The organism is Paenibacillus sp. sgz302190, assembly GCF_059820445.1.
The window spans coordinates 1-12,910 of record NZ_JBZYAO010000072.1 but is presented as its reverse complement, the minus strand read 5'-3'; the positions used below and the strand labels follow the sequence as shown (position 1 = coordinate 12,910).

The 12,910-nt window shown below is 50.2% G+C and carries 12 protein-coding genes, 1 pseudogene and 1 riboswitch; of the genes and pseudogenes, 4 read left to right on the top strand and 9 right to left on the bottom strand.

The features are described from left to right. The 8 genes from AC6RNO_RS36060 to AC6RNO_RS36025 all read right to left on the bottom strand — a co-directional run. The coding region (locus tag AC6RNO_RS36060) for a thiamine phosphate synthase (RefSeq protein ID WP_497108385.1) at positions 1-194 on the bottom strand (194 nt) is incomplete at its 3' end. Further along, a complete protein-coding gene (thiD, locus tag AC6RNO_RS36055; RefSeq protein ID WP_497108384.1) occupies positions 191-1,009 on the bottom strand; it encodes a bifunctional hydroxymethylpyrimidine kinase/phosphomethylpyrimidine kinase in 819 nt (272 codons plus the stop codon). The genes AC6RNO_RS36060 and thiD, both read right to left, overlap by 4 nt. A 22-nt stretch (positions 1,010-1,031) precedes the next feature. After that, the gene (locus AC6RNO_RS36050) at positions 1,032-1,799 is read right to left on the bottom strand and encodes a thiazole synthase (protein WP_474686231.1); all 768 of its coding nucleotides are present in this window, start codon (positions 1,797-1,799) and stop codon (positions 1,032-1,034) included. Positions 1,800-1,804: 5 nt separating this feature from the next. Further along, entirely contained in the window at positions 1,805-2,008 is a 204-nt protein-coding gene (gene thiS, locus AC6RNO_RS36045) for a sulfur carrier protein ThiS (RefSeq protein WP_474686229.1), read from the bottom strand. Beyond that, on the bottom strand, positions 1,992-3,170 hold the full coding sequence (gene thiO / locus AC6RNO_RS36040) for a glycine oxidase ThiO (RefSeq protein ID WP_497108383.1): 1,179 nt from the start codon (positions 3,168-3,170) through the stop codon (positions 1,992-1,994). The genes thiS and thiO overlap by 17 nt, the downstream gene beginning before the upstream one ends. Then, positions 3,171-3,794, bottom strand: coding sequence for a thiamine phosphate synthase (locus AC6RNO_RS36035; protein ID WP_497108382.1), 624 nt, complete (start codon positions 3,792-3,794; stop codon positions 3,171-3,173). 101 nt (positions 3,795-3,895) lie between these two features. Then, positions 3,896-3,994: riboswitch (TPP riboswitch) on the bottom strand. A gap of 119 nt (positions 3,995-4,113) precedes the next feature. Further along, the gene (locus AC6RNO_RS36030) at positions 4,114-4,986 is read right to left on the bottom strand and encodes an NmrA family NAD(P)-binding protein (protein ID WP_497108381.1); all 873 of its coding nucleotides are present in this window, start codon (positions 4,984-4,986) and stop codon (positions 4,114-4,116) included. A 49-nt stretch (positions 4,987-5,035) separates the two neighbouring features. Then, complete coding sequence (locus tag AC6RNO_RS36025) at positions 5,036-6,244, bottom strand: stalk domain-containing protein (RefSeq protein WP_497108380.1); 1,209 nt, start codon at positions 6,242-6,244, stop codon at positions 5,036-5,038. 277 nt (positions 6,245-6,521) lie between these two features. On the opposite strand from AC6RNO_RS36025, the gene AC6RNO_RS36020 reads away from it, so the two are divergent. The 4 genes from AC6RNO_RS36020 (at position 6,522) to AC6RNO_RS36005 (ending at position 12,265) form a co-directional block, all read left to right on the top strand. Beyond that, positions 6,522-6,848, top strand: coding sequence for a winged helix-turn-helix transcriptional regulator (locus AC6RNO_RS36020; protein ID WP_497108386.1), 327 nt, complete (start codon positions 6,522-6,524; stop codon positions 6,846-6,848). Positions 6,849-6,882: 34 nt separating this feature from the next. Then, complete coding sequence (locus AC6RNO_RS36015; RefSeq protein WP_497108379.1) at positions 6,883-7,857, top strand: bile acid:sodium symporter; 975 nt, start codon at positions 6,883-6,885, stop codon at positions 7,855-7,857. A gap of 326 nt (positions 7,858-8,183) precedes the next feature. Then, positions 8,184-10,757, top strand: a complete 2,574-nt coding sequence (locus tag AC6RNO_RS36010) for a diadenylate cyclase (protein WP_497108378.1) — start codon at positions 8,184-8,186, stop codon at positions 10,755-10,757. Positions 10,758-10,771: 14 nt separating this feature from the next. Next, positions 10,772-12,265 (top strand): alpha/beta fold hydrolase, encoded by a 1,494-nt coding sequence (locus AC6RNO_RS36005; protein WP_497108377.1) that lies wholly within the window; start codon positions 10,772-10,774, stop codon positions 12,263-12,265. A gap of 425 nt (positions 12,266-12,690) precedes the next feature. Here the strand turns inward: AC6RNO_RS36005 and AC6RNO_RS36000 are convergent. After that, positions 12,691-12,910: pseudogene (locus AC6RNO_RS36000) on the bottom strand (hypothetical protein); the annotation flags it as partial.

Sequence of the window (12,910 nt, the reverse complement as noted above, 5' to 3'; positions counted from 1 at the left end):
AGCTGTGCGCCCAGCGCGAGCATGGCCGCGCCCTCCAGGGCGCCGGGGCCTTTCTCGCGGTATTGGAACATCGTCACGCCGCCGTCAATGGCGGCTTCCAGCACTTCAAGCGGGTCAGCCCCCGCACAGTTCGCGCTGCCCATAACCAAATAAAGCCGCAGCGCATCGCGCAGCCGGTCTTCGCTTAATTTCATACGCCACCCCGTTTCCGGCGTCCGTAAGCCCAATGGTTCGTCGGGCCGTGCCCGCCTCCGATATGAAGCGGCTCGGCGATCGCCGCCTGAATGAACTGCTTCGCCAGCCGGACCGCTTCCGGCACTTCAAAGCCCTGCGCCAACCCGGCCGCAACGGCGGAAGCGAACGTACAGCCCGTCCCGTGCGTGTGCCGGGTTGCGATGCGCGGCGCCGTGAACTCGGTGAACGTCTCGCCGTCATACAGCAGATCCGTCGCGTAATCCGCATCCTCCGCGTCGTGGCCGCCTTTGATCATCACGTTCCTGCAGCCGTACTGATGAATGCGCTTTGCGGCTTCTCTGCGCGAAGCCGTATCGGTGATGCTCACCCCGCTCAGCGCCTCCGCTTCGGGGATGTTGGGCGTTACGACCGCCGCCAGCGGCAGCAGGCTGTCGATCATGGTGTCGATCGCTTCCTGCTGCAGCAGCGAAGCTCCTCCCTTGGCGATCATGACCGGGTCCACGACGACCCGGCTCCAGCCGTACCGCCGTATCGCGGCTGCGGCCGCACGAATAATGTCGCTGCTGAACAGCATGCCCGTCTTGACCGCATCCGGCGGCAAATCATCGCCGATTGACGACAGCTGCCGTTCCACGGCTTCTACGGGCAGCGGGTATACGCCCTGCACACCGAGCGTGTTTTGCGCGGTTATGGCCGTAATCGCCGACATCCCGAATACGCCCAGCTCCTGAAACGTCTTGAGGTCGGCCTGGATGCCCGCCCCGCCTCCGCTGTCGGAACCTGCAATGGTAAGCGCCTTATAAATGGTGGACATAGTTAATTCCCTCCTTTTTATTTCACACCCGGCTGAACCCTTCGATCGGACTGCTCGCCGAAGCGTAACGTTTTTTGGGAATGCGCCCCGCTTCAAAACCGGCGCGTCCCGCTTCTATCGCAAGCTTCATCGCCAGCGCCATCTTTACCGGGTCTTTGGCGCCGGATACCGCCGTATTCAGCAGCACTCCGTCAGCTCCCATCTCCATCGCCAATGCCGCATCCGAAGGCGCGCCGATTCCCGCATCGACGATGACCGGCACTTTCGCTTGTTCAATAATGAAGCTCAGGTTGAGCGGATTGACGATGCCCAGCCCTGTGCCGATCGGCGAGGCTCCCGGCATAATCGCATGCACGCCTAACTCCTGCAGCCGTTTGGCCAGCAGCACGTCGTCCGAAGTGTACGGCAGCACGATAAAGCCTTCTTCCAGCAGCATTTCCGACGCTTTCAGCGTTTCGACCGGATCAGGCAGCAGCGTCCGCTCGTCTCCGATCACTTCGACCTTGATCATGTCGCAAAGGCCGGAAGCTTTCGCCAGCCTGGCGATGCGAACCGCTTCCTCCGCGGTTTTGGCGCCGGCCGTATTCGGCAGCAGCGTGAACTGCTCTACATCGAGCATCGACAAAAAGTTCGGCTGACTCGCCTCAAAAATGTTCATCCTTCTCACCGCAAACGTTAAAATCTGCGATCCGCTAACGTCAACGGCCTGTTTTTGAATATGAAAATCGGGAAATTTCCCCGTTCCGAGCAGCAATCGCGATGTGAATTCATAAGATCCTATTTTTAACATTGTCATTATCCCCCTCCGACAAAATGAACGATTTCGATTTTGCTGCCTTCGGCGATTTCGGCTCCGTCGTGATCCTGCTTTTGAAGGATCGCATGATTCAGCTCCACGACGAGCATTTTACCGGTTAATTCAAAATGCTCCAGCAGCCCGCTCACCGTCGTTACCGTATCCGGCACCTCCACGGCCTGGCCGTTAATGTGCAGCTTCAATAGCGCTCAGCTCCTTTCTATTTTCCCGATGCGCGGCCCGCGGATCGAAGGCGTCCCGCCACTCGCGGCATCCGGCCACGTCCCCGGATTCCTCGTCCAAAACGATACCCGCCATGATCCTGCCGGTTAACGGACTTAACAAAATGCCGTTCCGGTAATGTCCCGCTGCGATAAAAAGCCCCTCATATTCCGGCACCTTGCCGATATAAGGCAGGCCATCCGCCGTCTGCGGCCGCAGCCCCGCCCACGCCTTCTCCCATTCGGCTTCGCCAATGCCGGGCATCAAGCGCTGCGCCCGCTCCAGCAGCAGGCTCAGTCCGTGGAGCGATACTTTGCGGTCGTAGCTGCCTGGGAGTACGGTCGCCCCGACGACCAAGCGGCCGCCCGCTTTGGGCACGATGTAGCAGCCGTGCGAGAACAGCGTTTTGACCAGCTGCGGCTTGTGCGTCAGGACGGAAAAGCATTCGCCTTTTACCGGATGCATTGGCAGCCGGACGCCAACGCCGGAGAGCAGCTGTCCGCTCCAAGTTCCCGCAGCGACGACGACCAGATCGGCGTGCAGCGGCCCGTCGCTCGTCATGACGCCGGCCGCCCGGCCCTTGTGGACGAGCAGCCCGAGCGTCTGGACGTACTCCCGCAGCCTCGTGCCGAGCGCCGCAGCCGCTTGCGCCAACGCTTGCGCGAGATGCGGCGCGTCCACCTGCCCGTCGTCCGGCAAATATAGCGCCCCGAGCGTGTCCGGGCTCAGTTCCGGCTCCAGCCGGACGGCATCGGCGGCGCTGAGCCACTCGGCCCGTTCGCCGGCGGCCTTTTGCAGCTGCGCCCGCGCCCGCAGCCCGCTGCGCTGCTCCTCCGTCAGCGCGACGTGCAGCAGCCCCTCGCGGATCAGGCCGATATCGATGCCCGTTATCGATTTCAGTTCTTCCGCCAGCTGCGGGAACATGCCGCGGCTCTGCCGGGACCATTGAAACAGCGGGCCGGTGTCTTCCATCTCGGACTGCGCTCCGAGCATCCCCGCTGCGGCGGAGGAAGCTTCCGCCCCCAGCCTGCCTCTCTCCAGCAGCGTCACCCGCTGCCCCCGCTTCGCCAGCTCGTAGGCAATCGAACAGCCGATCACGCCGCCGCCGACAATAATCACATCAGACTTGTCAGTGATGTTCACTTATCTCTCCTCCTCGCGCTTCAGTTTGCTTGCGTATGCCTGCACAGCCCGCAGCGGATCGGCCGCTTCCAAAATACCGCTCATCACGGCCACCCCGGCCGCTCCTGCGGCCAGCGCCGGCTCCACCCGCTGCGGCGTTATGCCGCCGATCGCGATGACCGGGACCGCCGTGCGCGCCGCGACTTCATGCAGCTGTTCCAGCCCTCTCGGGGCGGCTCCCGGCTTGGAATTCGTCGCGAAAATGTGCCCGTACATGACGTAGTCCGCCCCTTCCCGCTCTCTTCGCAGCGCTTCTTCGACGCTGTGCACCGAAAAACCGGCCCGGCCGACGCTCGCGGGGCTCGCCGCCCGAACCGACGGAAGCGGCGGCGAATCGCCCGGCAGATGAATGCCGCCAAGCAGGGCTTCCGCCGACAAGGAAGGATGTCCGTTCATGTACATCCGCGAGCAAGGCACCCCAGCCGCCATGATTTGGCGAATTCCCTGCAAAATTTCTTCAGCCGTCTTGTCTTTCTCCCTGATGTGAATGGCCGTCACGTACGGCCAAATCCGCGACGCGATGGAAGCCAGCTCGGCCCAATCCTGTTTTCCCGTCGATATGACATGAAGCTCGTTACCCGGCATCCGCTGATAGGCTCCTTTCCGATACAAACAAAAAAACCACTTTTCCGAAGAAAAGTGGTTATCGCTGGCGCCGCACTCCAAAAAAACATCAAATGCCGCATCTATTCGAAAGTCCGCTTTCCTCCGCTGGTATGACCCAGTTCAGGTTCAAAGGGTTCAGATCGCTCTGTCTCAGCCTTACGGCGCCCCTAGGGATTTGCTTTCAATGATTCAGTTGTTCAGTCGCTATCCATCATAACACGAAGAACGCGGATTGAAAATAGATCATTCGGATCCGGTCGATTTTATGGAAAATCTCGGCCCATTGCGATACTTGCTTTTAGCCCTGCAAAATTTCCTCGACAATTGCTTTAAGAGGAGTCAACGTGCCGATCAGGTTCTTCAGGTCATCCGAAGTTTTGGATGTCTCGCCTTCGGCAACCGCCTGGAAAATCCCCGCGAACAAGGCGGCTACAGGCTCTGGAAGCCCGCCTTGCAGCAGAATCGCCTTTTGCTCGTCGTATGAAACCGATTGATAGACAACCTGTTTGCCGGATACCTCTGAAATCACCTGCGCAAGCTCGCCAAAGCTCCACGTTTCACTTGCAGTCAGGTTATAGGACTTGTTCTCATGACCTTCCTGCGAAAGAACCACGGCACCGGCCAAGGCAAGATCGTTCCGAGTCGCCGTATTGACTCTTCCGTCGCCCGCATTCGTGACCAATGCTCCGAACTGTACCGCCGCGCCTACCGATTGAGGGGTAATGAACACGTCCGTATAGAGTGAATTGCGCAGGAACGTGTACGGGATATTTGCCGCGAGAATGAGTTTTTCCGTTGACACATGCGTCGGAGCAAGAGCCAATTTGGCTTGCTCGCCAAAGGCAAAGCCGTAGTACAAAATATGTCCTACCTTGGCTGTTTTAGCCGCTTCGACTACATTCGTGTGCTGAGCCATGCGCAGCGTTTCATCGTGAGCGTCGGGGCTCGGAATGAAGAGCAGCTTGGAGGCGCCGGCAAAAGCTTGTTCGAGCGAAGCCCGGTCGTTATAGTCTCCTTGACGCAATTCAACGCCGAGTTCGGCAAGCGCAGAAGCTTTCTCCACATTGCGGACGACCGCAACGATCTGATTCGCCGGCACTTTTTTATCCAAAAGATGACGAACAACAAGACCTCCCAATTGACCTGTAGCACCCGTAATTACAATAGACATGAACTCATCGTTCCTTTCGCTTCAAATTTAGAAAATAGTCAGCCGTTCGTTAAAACTTTCCGTTCGTATTTTTCCACTGATCCTTCGGCGGAATCGCCTCGATGATGTCCCAATGCTCGGCGATTTTACCGTTATCCAACCGGAAAAGGTCATAGACCGCAGTATCCGATCCGCTAAAGCTTGCTTCGCTTACAACCAAAACAAAATTGCCCTCTCCGATAAGCTTCCGCACTTTAAAAGAACCGGAAGCGCCCCCCTGCTTGGCCATTTCCTGGAACGCCTTCATCACTGTCGACACCCCGTCCCCAAACATCGGGTTATGCTGGATGTAATTGTCGCCGTTGTAGTAGGTCGGGAATGCCGCCGGATTTTTGCCCATGAACACATCCTCGTAAAACCGGCTGATCAAAGCTTTGTTCGCCTCGGTCTTGTCGAGATCGGCGACCTCGGCGTTTCCGTCAACCAACGTATGGCCGCTTGGATTAGGTGCGCCAATATCTTGCAGGTTGTCCCAGTGCTCGACGATCCTGCCGTTTTCGAATCTGAAGATGTCGAACACCGCTTTCCGCGAACCGAAAAGGTTAACCTCGGAATGAACGGCCACATAATCGCCGTCTTCGATCACCCTTTTGATATCATACGTCACACCGGCGCCTTTCATTTGCTTGATGGCCTCGATCACAGTCTCTCTGCCGCTCGGAAAAGCGAGGTTATGCTGAATGTATTTGTCCGGGCTGATCCATTTCTCCATGGCCGCCGGATCTCCGGTTTCGAAGCTTTTCAGCACCGCGGCCGCTTTGTCCTTATTGCTCGTTGCGATGATGACGGATCGGGCCGAAGCGTCCCATTTCACCTGTTTGCCCAGGATTTGTTTGACGAAATCGGCAGGAACGTACGTTTTGCCGCTTTCGGACAAAATCGGCGCCGCCGGCAGTTGGACCGTTTTGTCATCTACAGCCGCTTCCTTACTGCCCACGCGGATATGAATTTTCGTCTTGTCTTTGCTTAGCGTGACGCTTCGATCATCCGCATTCCAGACAATATGCTCGTTATCGTCCCGGACTCCCAGTTTCGTCGCGACAGCCCGCAACGGCAGCAAAACTTGATCGTTTTGCAAAAGCGGAGCATCCGCAAATGTATCCTTTTGCCCGTCGATCACGATGCTGATATCCCCGGCGGCATTAGCCGCAAAAGCTGGCATGGAAGAAGATACAAGAAATAATCCGGCTAACAGGCTGGAAGCAATATGCTTTTTCATTATTTTGGATCCGCCTCGATTCGTTATGTAATCAAATCAGTTACATGTTAATGCAAAAAAATAGGCATTATTTATTTTGCGCCACTCACTCCTTTGTCCGGGATCTCCCCCGTGCTAAAAAACGAATGTATACTCGTTAAATATTTGCTACAATAGTAGAATAATTGATACTTAATATAATCACAAGTACTGTTATTTTTAATAGATACTATCAAAAACCGTAGTATTGGAGGAATATGAATTGGCGAAGTACGGCGAAAATTTTCTGAAATGCCCGATGTTTACTGCGCAAAGCCTGATCGGCGGAAAATGGAAGGTAATTATTCTGTGGCTGCTGCACGATGGTCCGAAACGGTTCAGCGAGATTCATAAAGCGATACCAGACGTTACCCAGTCCATGCTCACCAACACGCTTAGAGATCTCGAAAGCGACGGGCTGCTCCATCGTGAGATTTACCGTCAGGTTCCTCCGAAAGTCGAATATTCGCTCACTCCCATCGGCCAAAAACTGATTCCGGTCATTCAGATGCTGGGGGATTGGGGGGTTGAATATGTGGAGGAGAATGCGGAAAAGCATGCCGGCTCAGACTCCCAGCTTTTGTAACGAATCGACCTATTGAGAAAGGAAGTCCTGCTTCATGCTAGTGCAGTTGAATAGACAACTGGAGAAAATTTTACCCCTGATTACCCCTGCGAGCTTGCTGATCGGCGTGCTTTTGGGCGGTCATTTGTCAGGGTATGCATATTTATCACCGTGGATTTTTGCGTTTATGACGTTTTCCGGCAGCATCAGCTCCAGCTTCAAGGAATTTGTAAAAGTCGTTGTTCACCCGCTTCCTCTGGTGACAACGCTGCTCGTGCTTCACGTCATTATGCCCTTGGCCGTTTTCGGACTCGGTCATGTCGTCTACTCCGAGGATACGCTGACGATTACCGGCCTGCTGCTGGCGGCTGCGATACCTACCGGCATCACCAGCTTCGTCTGGGTCGCCATCTACCGCGGCAATACCGTTCTAACCTTGTCGATCATTCTCGTCGACACCATCCTTTCGCCGTTCGTTGTGCCTTATACGCTTTCCGCCCTGATCGGGGCCAAAGTGGAAACGGATATCGGGGCGATGATGCGCGGGCTGTTCTTCATGATTGTGCTGCCCTCCGTAGTAGGCATGCTGCTGAATCAATGGACGCGGGGAAAAATAAAAGAACAACTCGGACCGAAATTAGGTCCCTTTTCCAAAATCGGCATGGGCATCGTCGTCGCCATTAACGGAGCTGTAGTCGCGCCTTACCTGCGGAATTTCAACGTAAAATTGGTCGGCATGGCGTTATTCGTTCTCGCACTGGCGACCCTCGGGTATGTGCTCGGCTGGCTGATCGCCAGTTGGATGCGCTGGAAGCGCGACACCGTCGTTGCGCTGACTTTTAACAGCGGCATGAGAAACATCAGCGCCGGCGCGGTGCTGGCCGTCACTTATTTTCCCGCTCCCGTTGCGATCCCGGTCGTGCTGGGCATGCTATTCCAGCAGTTGCTTGCCTCGCTGTTCGGCTACTTGCTGGGCAAGCGCTACGGCCCTTCGGAAGCCCCCTCCATTGCCGGGGCGAGGAAGGCTTGACGGTACCGTTAGGTGTGGTGATTTTTCGGGTAGGGGTTCGGGGCCGCTCGTCTCCATATGGTAAATCCACAATAAGAAGAGCTTTGCTACTGTAAATAGTGGTGAAGCTCTTCTTATTTTAAATTCTACTTAAATTATTCATCCCACTAGCCGGTAGAACAAGATTATGATGGTTGTTACCTTTCACCTACTTTCATATAAAAAAACAGGAATAAAGCGGCATATTATGGTATTATTGTTTGGTAAATATTACAATCCAATTTGAATAAAAGAGATGGTTCTTTCGGGATTTGATATGATGCTCTTAGAAAGGGGCCTTGTTTTCCTTGGAGGTATTTGAATACATAAATAAGAAAGTATACGAAAATTTGGAACGGATCTTGCAGAAACTTGATGATAGGCTAGATTTAAAGCTATATGCTATCGTTTTAGACGAGAATCGGGATTGTAATAAAACAGTTCGAGTTAAAAGTGTTTTAAGTGATGGTCAAGAAATCGAAATCATTCAAGAAGAACTAAACGGCCCAGCGGAGGTTTTAAAAAAACTGGGTTTAGTCCATGAGGATCCAGATACAGATTTAAAGCAATTCCTTATTCAACTTGACACGACAAGTTTTAAATCCAGTTTGCGTCCGATAGGTCATTTATCTGAGTCCAATGTCAGTGAGGATCGAGCCGCAATAGAAATCAATGAGGAGTACCAACTTATACAAGAAACAAATGAATGGAATATTTACTACTCCAACAGTTTTGAGCTTGAAATAGATGATAAACATTCTACTATTAAATACATCCTGTCAATCGAGTATACAGATTCGGTAACACGATATATTTATCTTGAAAGACCACAGTTATCTTTCCTTAGAATGATCCTGGATTATTATTTCAAGGACTATTATAAAGTTTTGAGCGATCAGGAATTGTTATTTATTAATAAGGATACCGAGGATATTGAAATTGAAATCAAGTACAAAGAGAACAGTAGTCAGTTCCTCCAGCGGATGGCCCGCTTATTTTTCGGCAAAATACAAGACTTTATCATAAATAGAGTTAATCTAGACAATGTTTCCAGTACAGATAGTGAATTAACAGAAACGGAAAGAAATCAGTATTATATTAACAACTTGCTTGAAAAAATTGATGGAATTTCTACAAGGACGTATGAAGGCGAGAATCCGTTTGGATGTATGCTGCTCCTCAATACTAGCATGCTGGAAGATAGCAAGCTTGTTAAATATTCAATCAGGTTTCAAAATCATCAACCTATTCATTTAGAAGATGCCCGGCGAATTAGAAAATTACTTGAGCTTACGAACAATGAGAGAGATTTGTACTTGATTGCCGATGATACAGCCATCTATGGTGTGGGTGAAATAGATTGGGGCCAGCTTGGGAATAATCTATTGTTCAAAGTGGAGTTTAAGGGAATATCCAGATATGATCTTCTTCTTGTCACAACGGAGAAGAAGGAAGATACGGACGCTCGTGTTGTGGCAGAAGAAGAAGCAAAAATATTCAAAATGACCATGAACTTAGAAATTGTATCTCGCAAATTAATCAGTATTTCTTTTAAACATCCGGGAATTGGTTCCGGGGGCTTTACGCCTGAGCTTTTTGAACGCACTATGAAAGCTCAATTTAAGGAAGCTATTCGCCCTATCACTGAAAAGGAGATTGAAAAGCTCCGGCTTATCATTCAGAAGGCAACTGAGCAACAAAGCGGAACTATGGTTGTAATTACGGATGACATAACTGCGGAAAGTGAATTGCAAAAGCTGCGAAAACAGTCTACCCCGATCCTTCCTACTGAAATTAGCCCGGCATTCATTAAACATCTCACCTCCATTGACGGTGCGATTTATTTTGACACAACGGGCGCTTGTCACGCTATTGGTGTGATTTTGGATGGACTGGCGCAAGCGCATCTGGGAGACGCAAGTCGAGGAGCTAGGTTTCATTCGGCACACCGTTATCTTGAAAAGTTGAAATCAGATAAAAAAGGGTGCGTCATCGCCATCATTTCAGAGGACGGCATGGTCAATCTGATTCCAGAGCAGGTAAACGAAGCTGTTGTACGTCAGTTGGTGAGAGCAATGATAAGCGATATTAAAGGTAATGATGAACTTAGTGAAGAAACCCTTCAAGACTACGATAGCCGCCTACAAAAAGTTGAAAGCGAAACCACTATAGACCATCACCATTATTTTAAAATAGCAGAAACATTTTTCAAGAAAAATCATTTTCTCAAAGCAGCATATTATTATGACAAAGGCTTGAAGACGTGTGGTCGTTTTATTTTGGAATATAATCGCGCTCTTGCAACTTCTTTTCTTAGACACGGCCAGAGTGATGGAATTTCTGCAGACAGTAAACTGCAAGCTTTCAGAGATATTGTGGAACAAATTGGGATAATATTGAAAATGGCAGACGATTCTGAGATTTATTTTAACGATTATAATCAACGTGCCATTGCCTTACATGGAATTGGGAGACTATCTGACAAAAAGATGAAGACGGTTAATTTCAACAACGCTTTACTTGACTATACAAAAGCAATAGAAATTAGAAGGGGTAATAAATATATACTCTATCGAAATCGTGGGTATCTACACGAAGATATGGGGAATTTACACGAAGCTCTTGATGACTACATAAGTTCCGAAATGGAATTATCAGAGGAAGAAACTCTCAAGTCGATAGAGAAACTTATCAAAAAGAACGTCTCCTTATTTTTACATGCCCTCGCCACTTATTCGGAAAAGAAGAATGATAAGCATGATAGCGAAGGTCTCAAAAAGTTGTTAGAGGAATACGGGATTAAACTGGCCGAAGAAAACCCTGAAGTAGCTGCTGCTTTAGAGCAGTATGGTATTAATCAACAGCTGCCAGAAGATGAATAATTTGAGGAGAAGCAATGGGTACAGAGAAAGCACAACTCATAAAAGTAGGGACCGGACGTACAGATAGCCGATTCGCGGTTATCTTTGTACATGGCATAGGGGGCAGCCCTTACGATACTTGGCGAAAAGATTCCCAATCTCAAACACTAATTGAATTACTGGAACAAGATCCAGCATTAAGAGAAGCGGAATTTTACAGTTATGGCTATCGTACCGGCTTGAAGCCTTGGCAATATGATTTCAAGACAGTGGCAGAACTATTGCACTCGGATATTCAGGTCGATTTGCCTGGGAAGGATATTGTATTTGTAGCACACAGTATGGGCGGGTTAGTGGTACAGCAGTATATTGTGAACCGATACGAGACATTTGATGATATCAATCTAAAAACTGTAAAAGGCGCTGTTTACTTATCGGTTCCTTTTCATGGGTCTGGATTGGCTGAGTTATTTCCAAAATGGTTGGCTAATAGGCAAATAAAATCATTGCGTCGGAAAAATCCACAACTTGCCCTGCTTGAAGGGAACTGGAACAAATATGCTTATAGAGGCGGGACGGAGGCTCTCCCAGAAAATTTAAGGCACAAAATCTCACAGATTGCGTTGCGCGGGGAGCGTGATCGGGTAGTAGCGAATGCATCCTCTACTCCGTTATATTTAGGCGCAGAAGTAGTTGCTGTCGATGAGGGACATTCGAGCATATGCAAGGTTGATAGCAGCAGCACAGTTTATAAGACAATCCGTGATTTCTTGCAGAAGCATCTAGAATATCGAACTACAAGTTCTAAAGCAATGATTTTTCATATACATGGATATGACAAACAACAATATGAAGTCCAGCCACAGATTGAGTTGAATTGGACTGAATATTTCGATGTATATGCATCTCCAAGGAAACTGCCTTCAACATCCGAATGGAGTATTATGGGAAAGGCGTTAGGAGAAGCCGCTGATTATTGGTCTCAGAATCGAGCTGCTACGAAAGGATGCGTACGGGTGTATGCTAGTCTTTGCTTGCCTGGAGGAATTCTCATCGGCAGTAGATTTTCTCAGGCAAGAGGTGCGGTGATCGAAATAGCGCAAGGGGGGCAAATATGGTCCTCATTGAGACGTGATCCTTCGTATGAAGTGAATACAAAACGAAAGATGGGAAACAATTCCAGCAGCCAACGTGCTATTGTGGTGCTCAGTGTCAGTAACGATATTGAAAAGACAGTTATTGCTCATTTGATACAAACGGATGTTCAATATGAGCTTCTAATCAATTTGACTCCTCTATCTGGGGCGGGTCAGCGGAGTATAAGCGGTGCGGAGCAGGCAGTCTCATATGCAGTTGAAGTTAAAGCCGCTGTGGATGGATTAAAACAACAGGGTATTGAAAAAATTGATTTATACCTAAACTGTCCATTTGGTGTAGCTGTTTTTGTTGGACATTATTTGACGGCTGTTGGTCCCGTACAAGTATATGATTTTATGAATCCTGGATACGCTCCTGCTTGTGTGATATAGGCAAAGGAAGCACCCCGTTTTTCGAAAAAGCCTGCGATTGTGCAGGCTTTTTACGCGAAAGTGGCTCATTTTGGCGAAAAGCCTGCGATTGTCAGGCTGTTGAGAAAGTCTAACGGGTTTCCTCTCAGATCAATTTTTATATGGGGGGGCACTCATCTCGAAGAGAAAAAATTGATTTAAAACGATCTGAGAGGGGTATTTAGCTCATACTTCTGGTGCTTTTTATGAGCATCCAGGAAAAAAGGGGGGTTCTCAACAGCCTGGATTGTGCAGGAATATCTCGCCGCAAGCATTTCATGCGGCAAAAAACTGCACTTTTGCTGGTTTTCTTCACGCTCCCAAGCAGCTGCGCCCTGGGCTCCAGCGTGCGAGCTGCTCTACAAAACTACGCTTTTGCTGGTTTTCTTCGCGTTACTAGTACCCTATCAATTCTTAAATTGTGGATAAAGTCGTTTTAGCTTAATCCTTGCTTCGTCGGTAGTGAACTGCCAGTCCACGCCCTTTTGGTTTTGGTTTCGGGCATGTCCCCATGCCGATAGTTCGTGAGCCAATTCGGTGATCGAAGGGATGCGTCGTCCCAAACATTGGCTGGACATCGCGCTAAGTTCAATTTCCGCGATATTCAACCAACTGCCATGTTTCGGT

Coding starts and splice junctions, on each gene's coding strand:
- thiD (WP_497108384.1), bottom strand. CDS start 1,009: ATGTCCACCATTTATAAGGCGCTTACCATTGCAGGTTCCGACAGCGGA.
- AC6RNO_RS36030 (WP_497108381.1), bottom strand. CDS start 4,986: ATGTCTATTGTAATTACGGGTGCTACAGGTCAATTGGGAGGTCTTGTT.
- AC6RNO_RS36035 (WP_497108382.1), bottom strand. CDS start 3,794: ATGCCGGGTAACGAGCTTCATGTCATATCGACGGGAAAACAGGATTGG.
- AC6RNO_RS36020 (WP_497108386.1), top strand. CDS start 6,522: ATGTTTACTGCGCAAAGCCTGATCGGCGGAAAATGGAAGGTAATTATT.
- AC6RNO_RS36025 (WP_497108380.1), bottom strand. CDS start 6,244: ATGAAAAAGCATATTGCTTCCAGCCTGTTAGCCGGATTATTTCTTGTA.
- AC6RNO_RS36005 (WP_497108377.1), top strand. CDS start 10,772: ATGGGTACAGAGAAAGCACAACTCATAAAAGTAGGGACCGGACGTACA.
- AC6RNO_RS36050 (WP_474686231.1), bottom strand. CDS start 1,799: ATGTTAAAAATAGGATCTTATGAATTCACATCGCGATTGCTGCTCGGA.
- AC6RNO_RS36015 (WP_497108379.1), top strand. CDS start 6,883: ATGCTAGTGCAGTTGAATAGACAACTGGAGAAAATTTTACCCCTGATT.